The sequence below is a fragment of the Klebsiella sp. 2019SCSN059 genome (genome assembly GCF_021739525.1).
In the GTDB taxonomy this organism is placed as follows: Bacteria; Pseudomonadota; Gammaproteobacteria; order Enterobacterales; family Enterobacteriaceae; genus Klebsiella; species Klebsiella quasipneumoniae.
On record NZ_JAKKOM010000022.1, the window covers coordinates 45814 to 63032 of the forward strand.

At 61.5% G+C, this 17219-nt stretch carries 16 protein-coding genes and 1 pseudogene; 12 read left to right on the forward strand and 5 right to left on the reverse strand.

The window, feature by feature from the left end:
* The first annotated feature begins 51 nt into the window (after positions 1-51).
* The 8 genes from hpxU (at position 52) to L2I46_RS19995 (ending at position 7078) form a co-directional block, all read left to right on the forward strand.
* Complete coding sequence (gene hpxU / locus L2I46_RS19960) at positions 52-891, forward strand: MurR/RpiR family transcriptional regulator HpxU (protein WP_023289756.1); 840 nt, start codon at positions 52-54, stop codon at positions 889-891.
* A 214-nt stretch (positions 892-1105) separates the two neighbouring features.
* Entirely contained in the window at positions 1106-1891 is a 786-nt protein-coding gene (locus tag L2I46_RS19965) for a transporter substrate-binding domain-containing protein (protein WP_023289755.1), read from the forward strand.
* 9 nt (positions 1892-1900) lie between these two features.
* Entirely contained in the window at positions 1901-2566 is a 666-nt protein-coding gene (locus tag L2I46_RS19970; protein ID WP_023289754.1) for an amino acid ABC transporter permease, read from the forward strand.
* Complete coding sequence (locus tag L2I46_RS19975; RefSeq protein WP_002905295.1) at positions 2566-3222, forward strand: amino acid ABC transporter permease; 657 nt, start codon at positions 2566-2568, stop codon at positions 3220-3222. The genes L2I46_RS19970 and L2I46_RS19975 overlap by 1 nt, the downstream gene beginning before the upstream one ends.
* Positions 3203-3940, forward strand: coding sequence for an amino acid ABC transporter ATP-binding protein (locus L2I46_RS19980; protein WP_002905293.1), 738 nt, complete (start codon positions 3203-3205; stop codon positions 3938-3940). The genes L2I46_RS19975 and L2I46_RS19980 overlap by 20 nt, the downstream gene beginning before the upstream one ends.
* Positions 3941-3955: 15 nt before the next feature.
* Positions 3956-5197: a pyridoxal-phosphate-dependent aminotransferase family protein gene (locus tag L2I46_RS19985; RefSeq protein ID WP_023289753.1), complete on the forward strand. Its 1242-nt coding sequence runs from the start codon at positions 3956-3958 to the stop codon at positions 5195-5197.
* Positions 5194-6453, forward strand: coding sequence for an allantoate amidohydrolase (hpxK, locus tag L2I46_RS19990; protein WP_236948166.1), 1260 nt, complete (start codon positions 5194-5196; stop codon positions 6451-6453). The genes L2I46_RS19985 and hpxK overlap by 4 nt, the downstream gene beginning before the upstream one ends.
* Before the next feature lie 136 nt (positions 6454-6589).
* Positions 6590-7078 (forward strand): hypothetical protein, encoded by a 489-nt coding sequence (locus L2I46_RS19995; RefSeq protein WP_032452914.1) that lies wholly within the window; start codon positions 6590-6592, stop codon positions 7076-7078.
* 228 nt (positions 7079-7306) lie between these two features.
* Here L2I46_RS19995 and L2I46_RS20000 read toward each other — a convergent pair whose 3' ends face one another.
* Entirely contained in the window at positions 7307-8407 is a 1101-nt protein-coding gene (locus tag L2I46_RS20000) for an NADH:flavin oxidoreductase/NADH oxidase (protein WP_023289748.1), read from the reverse strand.
* Positions 8408-8514: 107 nt separating this feature from the next.
* Positions 8515-10122 (reverse strand): FAD-NAD(P)-binding protein, encoded by a 1608-nt coding sequence (locus L2I46_RS20005; RefSeq protein ID WP_236948167.1) that lies wholly within the window; start codon positions 10120-10122, stop codon positions 8515-8517.
* 275 nt (positions 10123-10397) lie between these two features.
* Here L2I46_RS20005 and L2I46_RS20010 point away from each other — a divergent pair, with 275 nt between their 5' ends.
* Positions 10398-11630, forward strand: a complete 1233-nt coding sequence (locus tag L2I46_RS20010) for an MFS transporter (protein ID WP_023289746.1) — start codon at positions 10398-10400, stop codon at positions 11628-11630.
* A gap of 39 nt (positions 11631-11669) precedes the next feature.
* Here L2I46_RS20010 and L2I46_RS20015 read toward each other — a convergent pair whose 3' ends face one another.
* Positions 11670-12584, reverse strand: a complete 915-nt coding sequence (locus tag L2I46_RS20015) for a DMT family transporter (RefSeq protein ID WP_023289745.1) — start codon at positions 12582-12584, stop codon at positions 11670-11672.
* Between the two features lie 202 nt (positions 12585-12786).
* Between L2I46_RS20015 and L2I46_RS20020 the strand changes: the two are divergent.
* Positions 12787-13885: pseudogene (locus tag L2I46_RS20020) on the forward strand (iron-containing redox enzyme family protein).
* On the opposite strand, the gene L2I46_RS20025 reads toward L2I46_RS20020, so the two are convergent.
* On the reverse strand, positions 13861-14439 hold the full coding sequence (locus tag L2I46_RS20025) for a TetR/AcrR family transcriptional regulator (RefSeq protein WP_023289743.1): 579 nt from the start codon (positions 14437-14439) through the stop codon (positions 13861-13863). The pseudogene L2I46_RS20020 and the gene L2I46_RS20025 sit on opposite strands and share 25 nt — an antisense overlap.
* 154 nt (positions 14440-14593) lie before the next feature.
* On the opposite strand from L2I46_RS20025, the gene L2I46_RS20030 reads away from it, so the two are divergent.
* A complete protein-coding gene (locus tag L2I46_RS20030; RefSeq protein WP_236948168.1) occupies positions 14594-15202 on the forward strand; it encodes an HAD-IB family hydrolase in 609 nt (202 codons plus the stop codon).
* Between the two features lie 24 nt (positions 15203-15226).
* Positions 15227-15799 carry a GNAT family N-acetyltransferase gene (locus L2I46_RS20035; protein ID WP_236948169.1) on the forward strand — a complete coding sequence of 191 codons (573 nt, stop codon included), beginning with the start codon at positions 15227-15229 and terminating at the stop codon, positions 15797-15799.
* A gap of 38 nt (positions 15800-15837) precedes the next feature.
* Here L2I46_RS20035 and oxlT read toward each other — a convergent pair whose 3' ends face one another.
* Positions 15838-17094 (reverse strand): oxalate/formate MFS antiporter, encoded by a 1257-nt coding sequence (oxlT, locus tag L2I46_RS20040; protein ID WP_236948170.1) that lies wholly within the window; start codon positions 17092-17094, stop codon positions 15838-15840.
* Positions 17095-17219: the final 125 nt, after the last annotated feature.

Below are 17219 nucleotides of genomic sequence, written 5' to 3' on the forward strand. Positions count from 1 at the left end.
AGATACAGTATGATGAGGGATGGATGATGAAACGAAAGTTACAGGGGCGCTATGCAACAACTCGATGAACGACTGAAAGGGCAATACGCCTCGCTGTCGCCGCAGGAGCAGCGGGTGGCGGATTTCATCTTTGACCACTTTGATGACCTGATAAGCTACAACAGCGCCGAGCTGGCGCAGCTGAGCGGCGTGTCGAAAGCCACCGTCAGCCGGCTGTTCAAGCGCCTGGGCTATGACAAATATAAGGACATGCGCGATGAACTGCGCACCCTGCGCCAGAGCGGAATGCCGCTGACCGACCAGCGCGACGCGGTGCAGGGTAACACGCTGCTGGCGCGTCATTATAAGCAGGAGATGGCGAACCTCACCCAATGGGTCAATGCCCTTGACGCTCACCAGTTCGCCGAGGCGCTGACGGCGATGGTGGCCGCGCGCCGCATTGTGGTGATTGGCATGCGCAATGCCTATCCGGCGGCGCTGCACCTGCGCCAGCAGCTGCTGCAGGCTCGCGGTCAGGTGCTGGTGCTGCCCCAGCCGGGGCAGAGCCTCAGCGAAGAGCTGGTCGACCTGACCGCCGATGACCTGGTGGTGATGATGGCGTTTCGCCGGCGGCCGCGGATCGTGCGCCCGCTGCTGCAGCAGCTGCAGCGCGACGGGGTGCCGGTTCTGTTAATGTGCGAGCCGCAGGCGCACAGCCTGTTCCCGCTCTCCCGCTGGCAGCTCTGCGCGCCGCTGGACAGCGTCTCGGCTTACGACAGCTATGCCTCGGTCAACAGTCTGATCAATCTGCTGGCCAATGCCTTTCTGCATGAAACGCTCGACAGCGGTCGTCCGCGGATCCACGATATCGCTACGCTTTATCAGCAGCTGGACGAGCTGGAACAACGCTGATGGGGCGCCAGCGTGGTGCTGTGCATCAATATGGTGCATTTGGTTCCGCGTTCTGGCGCCGTCGATTTTTACTCTTCTGCTCCTTAATCCCTGTCCGCTCTCACTTTTTGCCTTAATTCCTCGCCAACCCGCGCATCGACTGTATCTGGCACATTAGTTGCAAAAACAGATTCAAAGAATCTTTTGTTTCATGCTAACGTAACGGGTAAACATCATGAAGAAACTGTTGATCGCACTGGCCGGGGCCGCTTGTCTCCTTTCGTCTGTTTCCGCCGCTCAGGCTGACCAGCTCCAGGATATTGAAAAACGCGGCGTCATCCGCATTGCCGTACCCCAGGATTTTCCGCCATTCGGCTCGGTGGGGACCGACCTGCAGCCGCAGGGGTATGACATCGACATGGCGCGCTATCTGGCGAAGTCGATGAAGCTCAAGCTGCAACTGGTCCCGGTAACCAGCGCCAACCGCGTGCCGTATCTGCAGACGGATAAGGTGGACCTGGTGATCTCCAGCCTCGGCAAAAACGCTGAGCGTGAGAAAGTGATCGACTTCAGCCGCGCCTACGCGCCGTTCTTCCTCGGGGTGTTTGGCCCGAAAGGGGCGGAGCTGAAGGACGCGGCCGCGCTGAGCGGTAAAAGCGTCGGCGTGACCCGCGGGGCGGTGGAAGACATGGTGCTGACCAGCGTGGCGCCGCAGGCGGCGCAGATTAAGCGCTACGAGGACAATAACACCACCCTGTCGGCCTACCTGTCAGGCCAGGTGCAGTATGTCGCCACCGGGAACCTGGTGGTGGCGGCCATCGCCCGGCAGAACGCCGACAAAGCGCCGGTGCCGAGCTTTATGCTGAAGGACTCACCGTGCTTTATCGGGCTGAAAAAGAACGAACCGGCGCTGAAGGCGAAAGTGGATACCCTCATCGAGCAGGGCATTAAGGACGGCACCCTCAACGGTCTGTCTGAGAAGTGGCTGAAAGCGCCGCTGCCTGCCAGCCTCGGCGCGTAAGGTCTGTGGATGACGGAGCAACTTCATTTTTCTGAGCTCTGGCCGCACTGGCCGGAGCTGCTGGCCGGCCTGTGGGTGACGGTGCAGCTGACGGTGCTGGCGACGATCGGCGGACTGGCGATCGGCATCCTCGGGGCGGCGATCCGCAGCGGCCGCCCGGGCATCCTCAGCCGGGTGTGGGGCGGATATGTGGAAATCATTCGTAACACGCCGTTCGTGGTGCAGCTCTTTTTTATCGTCTTTGGTTTACCGAACCTGGGACTGAAGATGACCGCCGGCGAAGCGGCGCTGCTGGCGATGGTGGTGAACCTTGGGGCCTACAGCACCGAGATCGTGCGCGCCGGCATTCAGGTGACGCCGAAAGGCCAGTGGGAGGCCGGACGCGTGCTCGGACTCAGCCGGACGCAAACCTTCGTTCGCGTCGTGCTGCCCCCGGCGCTGCAGCGGATTTATCCGGCGCTGGTCAGCCAGTGCATCATCGTGATGCTCGGCTCGTCGGTGGTGTCGCAGGTCTCCTATGAGGAGCTGACCTTCGCCGCCAACCTGATCCAGTCGCGGACATTTTTGAGCTTTGAGGTCTATCTGGTGACCACCGGGATCTACTTAGCGTTATCGATAGCGATGCGTCAGCTGCTGATGGCGGCGGGGCGTAAATGGCTGGGAGTGCAGGCATGATGACCACCTTTACCGACTGGGACATTATCCGCAACCTGCTGCTGGCCGGTCGCTGGACGGTGCTGCTGTCGCTGGTCGCGTTTACCGGCGGGGCGCTGGTGACCTTACCGTTGCTGCTGTTGCGCCTGACCGGCGGACGGCAGGTGAAACGACTGATCCGCGGCTACGTCGAACTGTTTCAGGGGACGCCGCTGCTGATGCAGCTGTTTCTGGCATTTTTCGGCGTGGCGCTGTTCGGCATCGACGTCTCGGCATGGACCGCGGCGTCGGTGGCCCTGACGCTCTACACCAGCGCCTTTCTGCTGGATATCTGGTTCGGCAGCATTCGCGCGCTGCCGAAAGGCCAGTGGGAAGCCTCGCGCTGTCTCGGGCTGAGCTTCGGCCAGACCCTGTACCGGGTGGTGGCGCCGCAGGCGCTGCGGATCGCCATCGCGCCGACGGTGGGGTTCGCCGTACAGGTGATCAAAGGCACGGCGCTGGCCTCGATTATTGGCTTTGTGGAGCTGACCAAGGCGGGAACCATGCTGACCAACGTCACTTACCAGCCGTTTAAAGTGTTTGCCCTGGTGGCGCTGGGCTATTTCATTCTGTGCTATCCGCTGTCCCGCTACAGCCGTTATCTGGAGAACAAATTCAATGCCTCTCATCACCATTAATCAGATGCAGAAGTACTACGGCGACAACCATGTGCTGAAGGGCGTCGATCTGGATATCGACATGGGGGAAGTGATCTCGATCATCGGCCGCAGCGGCTCGGGCAAAAGCACTCTGCTGCGCTGCATCAATGGCCTGGAGGGGTACCAGGAGGGGAGCATCAAGCTCGGGGGCATGACCATCACCGACCGCGATTCCCAGGCCCGGGAGATCAGCCGCTCCATCGGCATGGTGTTCCAGAACTTCAATCTCTTTCCGCACATGACGGCGCTGGAGAACGTCATGCTGGCTCCGCGGCGGGTGCTGAAGAAGTCCCAGGCCGAATGCCGCGAGCTGGCGCAGCGGATGCTGGAGAAGGTCGGGCTCGGCGACCGTCTGGATTACTACCCGGCCAACCTCTCCGGCGGCCAGCAGCAGCGCGTGGCCATCGCCCGGGCGCTGGCCATGTCGCCAAAGGTTTTACTTTGTGACGAAATCACCTCGGCGCTCGACCCTGAACTGGTGGGCGAAGTACTGAAGGTGCTGGAGCAGCTGGCGGCGGAAGGCATGACGCTGATCCTCGTCACCCATGAAATGAATTTTGCCCGCGAAGTGGGCGACCGCGTGGTGTTTATGCATCAGGGGCGCGTCTGGGAACAGGGTGACAGCAAAACGCTGTTCGCCAGTCCGCAGACAACCGAACTGAAACAGTTTATCTCCTCGGTGCGCGGTCTTAACTAACGTAAGGAATGGCAGATGGATATCACTCAGTTTTCGCAAATTAACCCGCCGCAGCGCCTGCTGATGGGGCCGGGGCCGATCAACGCCGACCCGCGCGTGCTGCGCGCCATGGCGAGCCAGCTGGTGGGGCAGTACGATCCGGCGATGACCCACTATATGAATGAAGTGATGGCGCTCTACCGCGGCGTGTTTCGCACCGAAAACCGCTGGACGATGCTGGTGGACGGTACCTCCCGCGCTGGTATCGAAGCGATCCTGGTGTCGGCGATCCGTCCGGGCGACAAGGTGCTGGTGCCAGTGTTCGGCCGGTTTGGCCACCTGCTGTGCGAAATAGCGCGCCGTTGCCGGGCAGAGGTACACACCATCGAGGTGCCGTGGGGGGAAGTCTTTACCCCGGACCAGGTTGAGGACGCGATCAAGCGCGTGCGCCCGCGCCTGCTGCTTACCGTGCAGGGCGATACCTCGACCACCATGCTGCAGCCGCTGGCGGAGCTGGGGGAGATTTGTCGTCGCCACGACGTGCTGTTCTATACTGACGCCACCGCGTCGCTCGGCGGCAACCCGCTGGAAACCGACGCCTGGCAGCTGGACGCGGTGTCCGCCGGGATGCAGAAGTGCCTGGGCGGCCCCTCCGGCACCTCGCCCATTACCCTCAGCCCGCGGATGGAAGAGGCGATCCGCCGCCGCCGCTGCATTGAGCAGGGGATCCGCACCGACGCCCACCACGATGGCGTCGACGAGATGATCTACTCCAACTATTTCGATCTCGGCATGGTGATGGATTACTGGGGGCCGGAGCGCCTTAACCACCACACCGAAGCGACCTCTGCGCTGTTCGCCGCCCGGGAGTGCGCGCGCCTGATCCTTCAGGAGGGACTCGACAACGGCATCGCCCGCCACAAGCTGCACGGCGATGCGCTGCTGAAAGGGATCCAGGCGATGGGTCTCGAGACCTTTGGCGACCTGCGGCACAAAATGAACAACGTGCTGGGGGTGGTGATCCCCAACGGGGTCAACGGCGACCAGGTGCGTAAGCTGATGCTGGAAGATTTCGGCATTGAGATTGGCACCTCGTTCGGCCCGCTGCACGGTAAAGTCTGGCGCATTGGCACCATGGGCTATAACGCGCGTAAAGACTGCGTGATGCAGACCCTCAGTGCGCTGGAGGCGGTGCTGAACTACCTCAAGTTCACCACCACCCAGGGCGCGGCGATGCAGGCGGCCTGGGATCACTACCGCACCGAGGGCAACCTATGAGTGATACCATCCGCCAGCAGGCGGAGAGAGAGGCGGCCGCCAGCCGGGTAATGGCGCGCGCCGACCAGCTGGCCGCCCTCAGCGAAACCGCCGACGCCCTGACCCGGGTCTATCTGTCGCCGGAGCATCTGCAGGCCAACCAGCTGGTGGGTCAGTGGATGCAGGGCGCCGGTATGATGGTGTGGCAGGACAGCGTCGGCAACATCTGCGGTCGCTATGAAGGCGTGCAGGAGGGCGCGCCGGCGGTGCTGCTGGGCTCTCATCTTGACACCGTGCGCAACGCCGGGCGCTACGACGGCATGCTCGGCGTGCTGACGGCGATTGAGGTGGTGCAGCGTCTGCACCAGCAGGGGCGACGGCTGGCAAAGGCTATCGAGATCGTCGGTTTTGGCGATGAAGAGGGCACCCGCTTCGGCATCACCCTGCTTGGCAGCCGCGGCGTCACCGGCACCTGGCCTGAAAGCTGGCTGTCGCAGTGCGATGCCGACGGGGTGAGCGTCGCCCAGGCGCTGGTGAATGCCGGGCTCGATCCGGCGCGGATCGCCCATGCCGCCCGCCGCCCGCAGGATATCGCCGCCTATCTGGAACTGCATATCGAGCAGGGGCCGTGCCTGGAGCAGGCGGGTCTGGCGCTCGGCGTAGTGGAGGCGATTAACGGCGCCCGCCGCCTGAACTGCCGCTTTACCGGCGAAGCCGGCCATGCCGGCACGGTGCCGATGCTCCATCGTAAGGACGCGCTCGCCGCGGCGGCGGAATGGATGGTGCAGGTGGAAAGCCTGACCCGGCAGCGCGGCGGCAATCTGGTGGCGACGGTCGGCACCCTGCGCTGTGCGCCGGGCGCGGTGAACGTGATACCGGGCGAGGTGCAGCTGACGCTGGATATTCGCGGCCCGCAGGATGCGCTGCTGGCGGCGCTGCTGGAGGAGTTGCTGGCGGAGGCGCAGGCCATTGCCGGGCGCCGCCAGCTGAGCTTCAGCGCCGAGGAGTATTATCGCATCGCCGCCACCGCCTGCGACAGCCAGCTGCAGGCGGTGCTGAGCGAGGCGGTGGTGGCGGTGCAGGGGCGGTCGCTGACGCTGCCGAGCGGCGCAGGGCATGACGCCATCGCCATCGCCGAGCGCTGGCCATCGGCCATGCTGTTTGTGCGCTGCCTGGGGGGCGTCAGCCATCACCCGGCGGAATCGGTCACCACCGCCGACGTCGGGCTGGCCATCGACGCGTTCTCCCGGGCGGTAGAGCAGGTGGCCGACGCCTGATCGCGCCAGGGGCTGGTGGCGACCCTGGCGCGGACGCCGCCGGCTTGACTCTGCTGGCTGAGCGTTTATATATAAAATGTGAATGCTATTAAAGCAATAAATCACAAGGCTGGATAATGACTCAACCTGTAAGGGAATGCTGATGAAACTCTGGAATAAAACACTGCTCGCTTCCGCACTGTGCCTGACCCTGTTTGGCTGCGACGATGCGTCGAAAGTAGATAACAAACTGGATAAGGCGAAAGATAATGCGGAGCAGATGAAGGATGCCGCGGCGGACAAAGCCCAGGCGATTAAGCAGGATGCGGATAAGCAAATTGATACGCTGAAAAGCCAGGCCGACGCCGAGGCCGATCGCCTGAAGGATCAGGCCAGCGCCATCAAGGCGGAGGCGGACAAGAAAGCGGATGCCATCGCCGAGCAGGCGAAAGCCCAGGCCGATGCGGTGAAGCAGAACGCAAAGCAGGAAAGTGACCGCATCGTCAAAGAGGCGGGTCAGATCAAAGACAACGCCATCGGCGATGCCAATCAGCTTTCGGCGGAAGCGGCGAGCAAAACCAAAGCCATTCAGGACAGTATCGCGAAGGATAAACAGAACGCTACGCCACCGGCCGCCCAGCAGTAACTCGCGGTGTTTGCCTGGCCAGCCGCCGTCCGTAAAAACAGAGCGTGGAGCCTGATATCGCGCCCGACGGCGCTGCGCTTGCGCGGGCCTGCAAGGGGGCGAGTTGGCTGCGCAATGATCGGGTATTGTAGGCCGGGCAAGACGTTGCCGCCGCCCGGCACATAGAACGGCAATAACATCCTGCTCAGGGGTATCTTACGATACCCCTTTTTGATGCCCGTTCCGGGTTCAGCGGTTTGGAAGCAGGGTACCTTTCAGGCCGTGCGGCTCGGAGCGCAGATACTGCGAAGGTACGCGAACCTGGGCGCCAAGGCTGGCCGCGGCGTGCCATGGCCAGTGCGGATCGTAGAGCACCGCGCGGGCGAGGGCGATCAGGTCGGCATCGCCATTCTCCAGCGCCGCTTCCGCCTGCTGCGGGTCGGTGATCAGTCCCACGCCAATCACCGGGATGGCTACCTGCTCGCGAATGTCGCGGGCGAAAGGCAACTGATACCCCGGCCCGACGGTGATTGCCTGCTGCGGCGACAATCCGCCGCTGGAGACATGGATATAGTCGCTGCCCAGCGCTTCCAGCTGCTGACTGAACTGAATGGATTGCTCGCCGTCCCAGCCGCCTTCGACCCAGTCGGTAGCCGACAACCTGACGCCCACCGCCATGGCGTTGCCCACCGCCTCGCGGATTGCCTTAAACACTTCCAGCGGATAGCGCATGCGGTTTTCCAGCGAACCGCCATACTCGTCCCGGCGCTGATTGCTGAGCGGTGAGAGAAACTGGTGCAGCAGATAGCCGTGGGCGGCGTGCAGCTCAATCAGCTCAAAGCCCAGGCGTTGGGCGCGCAATGCGCTGGCGACAAAGGCCGCTTTGATGCGCGCCAGATCGGCATGGCTCAGCTCGGCCGGGGCGCGATCGCCGTCGTGAAACGCCACCGCGGAGGGGGCGACGGTCTGCCAGCCGCCCTGGTTGAGCGCCAGCTGATGGCCACCCTGCCAGGGGGCCGCGCAGGAGGCCTTGCGCCCGGCATGCCCCAGCTGGATCCCCAGAGGGATCGGTGACCAGGCCCGGATATCCTCCACCACGGCGCGCAGGGCGTTTTCGGTTTCATCATCCCACAGCCCCAGATCCCCCGGCGAGATACGTCCCGCCGGCTCTACCGCCGTGGCTTCCAGAATTAACAGGCCGGCGCCGGAGAACGCCAGCTGCCCGAGATGGATCCGGTGCCAGGACGTCGCCTTCCCCTCGTCGGCAGAGTACTGACACATGGGGGCGATAACGATACGGTTATCCAGCGTCAACTGACCAATACGCGTCGCGCTAAAAAGATGACTCATGAGTACCTCGTAAATGTTAGACGTGGTCTTGCTCGGGGACGAACAGCCACTGTTTATAGCACGCCTGCCAGCCCCCCTTTATTCGGATATTGCGTTTAAACGTCCCGCTAGTCGATAAACCAGAGACGGCGCCGCCGGCCGGTTGCCTGCTGTGACACCGCGCGGGCCATTGCGCTGCCAATCTCGGCGCTGGCCGTCAGCCCCTGGACAAAGGGGCGATCGTGCATCAGCCAGGGAAGGGCGCCGAAGGCGACCCGGCCGCGCACTGCCTCCGGCACCTGCAGCGTGTAGTCATCACCAACGTCCGGAATAGCGTCGCCGCAGGCCAGCAGCTGCTGGCGCAGTGAAGGAAAGGGCAGATCCCGGGTTTTGAGCGCTTTCTGTCCGCGGGCATCGATAAAGACATCGAATTCACAGCGCTGCTGATGATGGACAATCAGCGTCCGGTCAGACTCGCGCTGCAGATCGTAATCCTCACCCAGCGCCACAATTCGCAGAATGCCCGCCCGGTGCAGGGCCAGCAGGCGGCGAATGGACTCCGGCGGGATCGCGGCGTAGTTATCGATAAACACGCGGGCGAGCCCCTGGCGGAAGCGACGGCTGTCCTCGTCGTTGAGCTGCGGCACCACGGTTTCAATCGCCTCGTGCAGGCGGAGAATGGCATAGCGCCAGGGCACCGTGTGGCGCTCGCGCTTATTGCGCTCCACCTCCTGCAGATTGCGCTGCGCCCACTGGAAGGGGTCATGGGTAAGACGGTCGGCAAACCAGGCGTCGGCGATGCTGTCAGGCGTCAGCTGGCGCAGCCCCATCGCCTGGCACCAGGCCGGGGCGGCATATTCCAGCTCCTGGACGATCAGCTGAAACACCCGCTCCAGCAGGCCGTCGCTGCCCTGAGCGACGGCCGCCTCAAGGGCGGCAGAGGTGGCGATCTCCAGCGGCTCCCACGGGATCGGGCAGTAGAAATCGGCCTCCGGCAGCACGCCGTTGCGTGACATCAGCGTGATCTCCAGCGCTTCGCTGCCGGGATGCAGGGAAAAATGGGTCGTTTTGTCGTGTTCAGTATGGAAAACGCCGTGGCGGGCTACAACCGCCACGGCGGCATCAATCGCGCTTAAGGAGGTCCCGAGGATCCCGACCCGACAGGGGGCGATGCGGGCCTCCATCAGGCCGGTCCACGGGCTGGGGAAGTACTGCCGGCTGGCGCGTTCTTCTTCAGGCCACAAATGGCCGGTGGCTATCACCACCAGATCGACGATATCCGGCTGCGCCGCGCTGTCGGTGTGGATGGCGATCCCGACGGGCTGCACCGCAATATCCATGACCTCACAGGACTCGCAAACGTTCACCACGAAGCCGGCGTCTCTGGCCCGTTGGACAAGATACAGAAAGCGGTCGCGGTAGTACTCGCCGAGGATCACCCGCGGCAGAAACTGGCGCTCATGCAGCGCGTGCCGTTCAAGACCGCGCGCCGCCAGCCAGTCATCGCTCTGCTGCTGCAGCCATTGCAGATAGGTCAGGTCGATAGGGGGGATCTCAATGCTGGCGATGTTGGCCAGCATCTGCGCCGCGGTATTATCGTCGCTGTAGGGCATACCGACCCCGGCCTGCGCCTCTTTTTCAAACAGCGCGATCGATAGCGGCTCACCGCGCTTCACCAGTTCATACAAGGTGTAAATCCCCGTCGGCCCGGCGCCGACGATGGCGATTCTCTTCATGATTCTCTCCCTTCCTGTGGGTGGATACGGCATCGGGGCAGTGCACTGAAGCCAGCCTGCCCTTAATTCTGGTCGAAAATTAGCGAACCGGTGGGCCGTCGCACGCAATTTGAAACAAATTAGCGTGCTAATAAACTTGCCGACGACCTGAAAAGGGGTGTAATTAACAAAAGAGCAACTTTCTATACAAACAATTTACACAAGCGGTGACACCAGCCTGCTCTGCCGGACGCCGCGCAAGCTCCCGGCAACGGCGTCGGGATAGGGATGACAAGATGCACGGCTGGACTTCACGACAGCGCAATGCGGCGATCGCCAGTTTTTTAAGCTGGACGCTCGATGCTTTCGACTTTTTCTTGTTGGTTTTTTTACTGAGCGATATCGCCCACTCCTTTCACGTCGACCTCGAAGAGGTCACCCTGGCGATTCTGCTGACCCTGGCCGTGCGGCCCGTCGGCGCATTGATCTTCGGCAGGGCGGCGGAAAAGTTTGGCCGCAAACCGATCCTGATGCTCAATATCGTTTTCTTCTCCGCCTTTGAGCTGCTCTCCGCCGCGGCGCCGTCGTTGATGCTGTTTTTTCTGCTTCGGGTGCTGTACGGCGTGGCGATGGGCGGGATCTGGGGCGTGGCTTCGTCGCTGGCGATGGAGACGATCCCCGACCGCTCGCGCGGCCTGATGTCCGGTCTGTTCCAGGCGGGGTATCCCTTCGGCTATCTGCTGGCGGCCGTGGCCTACGGGCTGCTGTTTGCACAGCTCGGCTGGCGCGGGATGTTTGTCATTGGCGCCGCCCCGGTGCTGCTGTTGCCGTTTATCTATTTCTGCGTCGAGGAGTCCCCGGTCTGGCTGGCGGCCCGGCAGAGTAAAGCGAGCACGGCTCTGCTGCCGGTGCTGCGTAGCCACTGGAAGCTGTGCCTGTACCTGGTGGTGCTGATGGCGGCCTTTAACTTCTTCTCCCATGGGACGCAGGATCTCTACCCGGTATTTTTGAAAGTCCAGCACGGGTTTGCGCCGGAAACGGTCAGCATTATCGCGGTGTGCTACAACATCGCCTCAATCATCGGCGGGGTGTTCTTCGGCTCACTGTCGGAGAAGATTGGCCGGCGCAAAGCGATTATGATCGCCGCTCTGCTGGCGCTGCCGGTGATCCCGCTGTGGGCTTTCGCCAGCGGCTCGCTGGCGCTGGGGGCCGGGGCGTTTCTGATGCAGTTTATGGTGCAGGGCGCCTGGGGGGTGATCCCGACCTGGCTCAACGAACTGGTCCCGGCCAACACCCGGGCGGTGCTGCCCGGTTTCGTCTATCAGCTGGGGAATCTGCTGGCCTCGGTGAATGCCACCCTGCAGGCCTCCATTGCGCAGCACCACGGGCATAACTACGGCCTGGCGATGGCCCTGGTGGCCGGGACGGTGGCGATCGTCATTACCATTCTGACCTTCTTTGGCCGCGAGGGCCGGGTGGCGCAACCTGCCGGAGCGGCGCGTCACCAGCCGCTCTCCACCAGCCGTTAAGGGCTGACGCCGGGCGTAATCAGGCGCCCGGCAGACACGCTAACCGCGCAGGCGAACCGTCGCCGCCTGGCGTTTTTCCAGCGAGCAGATGCCAATCCCCAGCATAATGAACAGCGCGCTGAACAGGTGCCAGGCATGGGGCTGGGTATGCAGGAAGAGGATGCTTAACACGCCACCCGAGAGGGGGATGATGTGGGTGTAAATCTCCCCCCGCGTGGCGCCGATGGTGGCGATCCCTTTATTCCAGAACAGATAGGCCAGCCATGACGGAAAAATCACCAGATAAGCCAGCCCGCTGAGGAAAAACGGCTCGCGCCAGGCATCCCAGTCCTGCGCCGGGTGGCGCATCAGCCAGAAGGCGACGATCGGCAGCAGGAGCAGGGCGCCGAGCAGCGAGCTGACGGCGACAAAGCCATTCGCCGGGATCCGGCGGTCCTTCAGACGTAACAGCGAACAATAGAGCGCCCAGCTCAGCGCCGACCCCATCGCCCACAGATCGCCGACGGAAAAGGTATGCAGCGAGGCGGCATGCAGCGGGTTGCCCTGGAATAAGAGGATCATCACGCCGAGGGTGCTGAAGACCACCCCCAGCCAGTTGCGGGCCGATACCGGGTCGCGAAAAATCAGCCGATTAATCAGCAGCACCATGCTCGGCGTGGCGGACATATAGATGGCGGCGTTGAGGGCGGAGGTGGTTTGCAGACCGATATAGAGCGTGAGCGGGAAACTGACCTGACCGCAGAGGGTGAGCACCAGCACCGCCGGGGCGTTTTCCCGCAGCAGGTGACGACTGCCGGCAATCTGCCGGCGGTAGAGCAGGCCCAGCAGCAGCGCCGTTAACGCCCACCGCGCTTCGGTCATCAGGATCGGATCCACGCCCTGAACCAGCACGTGACCGACAACGTAATTCCCACCCCAGAACAGGGCGGCCAGCGTCAGTAACAGATAGGGCATCGTGATTCCTTGGGTCGTTTGTCACTGTACTGAATGGTAACGTTATTATTTTTATAATATCAACACTATTTTAGTGGCTTTTGTTATTTTTATTTAAAGTCTTTAATAAACAGCGCATTAACAATGTGGTTGAAATTTACGTTGCCGCATTGTGAGCGGTACTATACCGTATATTCGCCATGCATTTCACAGGGATAAATTCATGCGTAATACCGACAATGGGGTCATTGGTAGTGACCAAACCGCGGTGATAGCCAGGCTGGCGCTGGATGAGTTAATTGACCAGCTTCTGCACAGCAACGCACTGTCGCTGAAGCTGACGGCCAATCCGCTGGTCGCCGACAGAGCCTGGCATCTGACGGAGAATACCTGCATCCGCGCCTTCTCCGCTGACGATCCGCAGGCCAAAAAGCGCGCGCACCATGCGCTGTTCATCCTTTATCAGTCCTGGCTTGCCGACCCGCTCTCGCCGGCGGCTGCCAATCAGTTTCATCCGTTGCTCTCCGGGATCCGAAATTACATTGAGTCTGAGTGGCTGCGGGCGGAAAGCAAACGTTTCCACCGCCAGAGGCCGGTGCTCAATGCCGGCAATATCGTCGACGAACTGCGCGCCTTATGCCAGCAGCACCCGGCGTCTCATCATCCGCTGTTCGATTTCCTTGCCAGCGAGGCCTCCGCGGCGCAAATCGACTATTTCTTCAAAAGCGACAGCGCGCTGAATCTGCTTTTCTTCGATCTGGTGGCGATGGGGCTGGTGGGCTCGTTGCCGGAAACCCGCGCCGAGATTGCGCAAAATCTGTGGGATGAGATAGGCCAGGGCAGCGCTGAGATCACCCACGTTAATCTGTATAAGGATTTACTGAAGCGGCGGAATATCGCCTTACCGGACAATCATTTTGCCCATCTTTATGAGTGGCAGGGGCTGGCCGGGTATAACGCCTTTATGCTCGGCGGCGTAAATCGTCAGCATTACTACAAATCGCTGGGGGTGATGGCGATGACCGAACTGCTCGACCCGCCGCAGTATGAAAAACTGGTGGCGGGCTGTCGGCGGATTGGGCTTAGCGATCGCGACGTGCATTACTATGCCGAACATATCACGGTCGATATCGGCCATGCGGACGGTTGGCTGAACAATGTGATTGTGCCGATTGGCAAAAAACATCCGGCGGCGATGGAGGAGGTCTACTTTGGCGCCGCGCTGCGCCTGCAAACCTGCAACGATTACTATGATGGTCTGCTGGCGGCGCTGCAGTCGCTGGACGGCAGCATGAGCTTACAGCGTACCGCCTTCTGAGTAGATCAGCGCTTTGGCCGCGCTCCAGGCGGTCGTCCCCGGCGGGATCTCCCGGCATTCGGCGGACTCGGCCTGCTGGGCGGCGATGGCGCCATCGATGAGCATCACCATCATCATGGCGACCCGTTCGGCAGGCTCTGGTTTTAATACCCGAGTCAGAATATCGCGGAAGAACTGCCACAGGCGCGATTTGAACCGGGAGCACTGCTCCCGGATCGCCGGCGATGACGCGCCATATTCAAACAGCGCGCGGGTAAACATGCAGCCGTGGAACGTTTCGCAGGTCAACCAGCACTGATAGTAGTCGAACACGGCGAACAGCTTCTCCCGCGCGGTGGCTTTATCCGCGGTGATCTGCGTCAGATCCTGCATAAACTCGCTCTCTTTCTGCCGGAGGATAGCCAGAATGAGCGCCTCTTTATCGGCATAGTAGCGGTAGAAGGTCATTTTGGAGATGCCGGCATGCTCAGCAATCCGCTCGATGCTGGGCGACTGATATCCTTCGCGATTAAACAGCGCGCTGGCGTGGCGGAGAATGTCCGCTTGTTTTGGCTTCATGCGTTTTCCTGTCGAATGGTTCGCTGTCATGACTGCCGGTGACCCGGTCGTCCTGCGACAGCGGTGCATTATGCCGGATCTTGCCGCCAGGCGGGCAAAAAGTAAATCAGCCGCGCCACGCGCGGCGCCGGTATTGGTGTATAAGGTGACAAGGATGAAGAAGAACATTGCCTTTTTTGACTTCGATGGCACGATAACCCACGAAGATACGTTTACCCCTTTCATTTATCATTCCCTCGATGCGAAAGCCATTCGTCGGGGCAAACTGCGGTTGTTACCCTATATTCTCGCCTGGAAAATGGGCTGGCTTTCAGCCTCTGCCATCCGGCAAAAAGTGTTTCATTATGCTTTTGCCGGGAAATCGCAACCTGAGATCCTGCAGCGTGGGAACGATCATAGCCAGGCGTTTATTCCCCGCACGCTGCGGGAGAACGCGATGCAGCGTATAGCCTGGCATCAGGCGCGAGGGGACACCGTGGTGGTGGTCTCAGCCTCGCTGGATGTCTACCTTCGTCCGTGGTGCCAGCAGCATAATCTTGAGCTGCTGTGCAGCGAAGTGGAATTTCAAAACGGGGCAGCGACCGGAAAGTATCAGGGTGGAGACTGCAGCGGCCTGGCCAAAAAGGCGCGTATCCTGGCGAACTACGCCCTGACCGATTACGAAGCGATCTTCGCTTACGGCGATACGCCGGAAGATTTCGCCATGCTGGCGCTGGCCACCACTCAAATCTATCGCTGGGAGGAGGCACCGCCATGCGGCTAGCGGCGTCAGGCTGCGCAGGTTAAGATGGCGCGCTATTGCCCCACTCACCAGGAAGAAGAGATGTTGCTACCCCTGACCACGCCCCGGCTGCTGCTGCGCCGGTTCAGAACGGAAGATCTGCCGTCTTTCAGCCGCTATCGCAACCTGCCGGAAGTGGCCCGCTTTCAGAGCTGGAGCAATTACGGTATGGCAGAGGCGACTGCCTTCTATGAACAACAGCGTTCCCTGGCCTTTGCTGAGGATGAAAGTTGGTTCCAGCTTGCCGTAGAGATCCAGGCCAACGGTGCGCTGGCGGGAGATGTGGGGATCCACTTTTTCGATCGGGGCAGACAGGCCGAGCTGGGGATGACCTTTTCCCCGGCGTATCAGCATCAGGGGTATGCCCGGGAAGCCATACAGGCGGTGATAGCCTTACTCTTTGAACCGTTGGCCCATCACCGGCTGATCGCGGTGGTAGACACCCGCAATACCGCCGCGATCAAACTCCTGGAAGGACTGGGCTTTCGTCGCGAGGCGCATTACCGGCAGAATATCTTTTTTAAAGGCCAGTGGGGCGATGAGTATCTGTACGCGCTGCTGCGCAGCGAATATCAGTGAAGTGACGGCCTGGCCGTCACTTCTGCCAGGGTTGCCGGTTAGGTATGCTGGCGGATAAAGCGCGCGCGCCACGGTTTTAGCACCCACAGCGCGAGGGCGGCGGTGACAAAATCCAGGCCAATGGCGCAGCTGAAAACCACATGCCAGCCGTGGGTGTACTGATAGAGCAACGCCGCCAGCGGGCCGCCGAAGATTGACCCGATGCCCTGAGAAATATACAGCCAGCCATAGTTGCTGGCGGCATGTTCGCTGCCGAAGGTATCGGTGAGCGTCGACGGGAAGAGGGAGAAGATTTCCCCCCAGCCAAAGAACACCACCCCGGAAAGCAGGACAAACAGCAGCGGATCTTCCCGGCACGCCAGCCAGAGCGTCATCGCCACCCCCTCCAGCGCAAAGGCGATAAACATGGTTTGCTCGCGGCCGAAGCGGTCGGAAATAAAACCAAACAGCGGCCGGGTTAAACCGTTGGTGAAGCGGTCTATCGTTAACGCCAGCGGCAGCGCCGCCATGCCAAACACCACCGCCTGGCTAATGCCGAAGTCCTCGGCGAACACCGCCATCTGCGAAGTGACCATCAGCCCGGAAGTCGACATCATCGCCATCATGGCAAACATCAGCCAGAACAGCGGTTGGCGCAGCATTTCCCGGGAGGTAAACGATCTGCTGCTCTGCGCCACCGTCTGGCTGACGGGCAAAGAGACAGCAGGCGGCGGCAGCTTCAGTCCCTGACTGGCGAGGAAGCCGACGAGCGCGAAGAGGAACCCGAAGGTCGTCATCGTGTGTTCAAGGCCGTTGGTAGTCAGCGACAGGGAGATGGGGAAGGTGGTTAGGATGGCCCCCATCCCGTAGCCCGCCGCCACCGCGCCGGCGGCGAACCCCCGCTGCCGCGGAAACCATTTGACCATCAGGCCGACAACGCCGATGTAGACGATCCCGGTTCCAAGGCCGCCCATGCAGCCATAAACCAGCCACAGCGTCGCCAGGCCATTTACCTGTGCGGAAAGCACCCAGCTCATTCCCGCCATCACCGTGCCGATAGCGATTAGCCGCCGTGGGCCAAATTTCTCCACTAACCGCCCCTGAAAGGGCGAAAAGAAGGTCTGGAGGATGATCAGCAGCGAGAAGGTGACCTGCAGCTCGGGCAGACCGACGCCCAGCTTTGCGGCCAGGGGTTTCGTCAGCAGCGTCCAGACATATTGCGGACTGGAGATGGCGGCCATACAGATCAGGCCCAGCACCAGCTGGCGCCATTTGCCATATTTCGGGGTAACCAACGGTTCGCTGAGTGTCGTCATGTTGTTCTCCGTTTTCAGTTAACAGGTTTCCGTGAAACGCATCCGCCCTGGAGGCTTCACGGAGAGAAGAAGGCGTTGGCGTCGCGACCGCAGGTGGCTATGGGTTGTCGCCTCCTGGCCTGAGA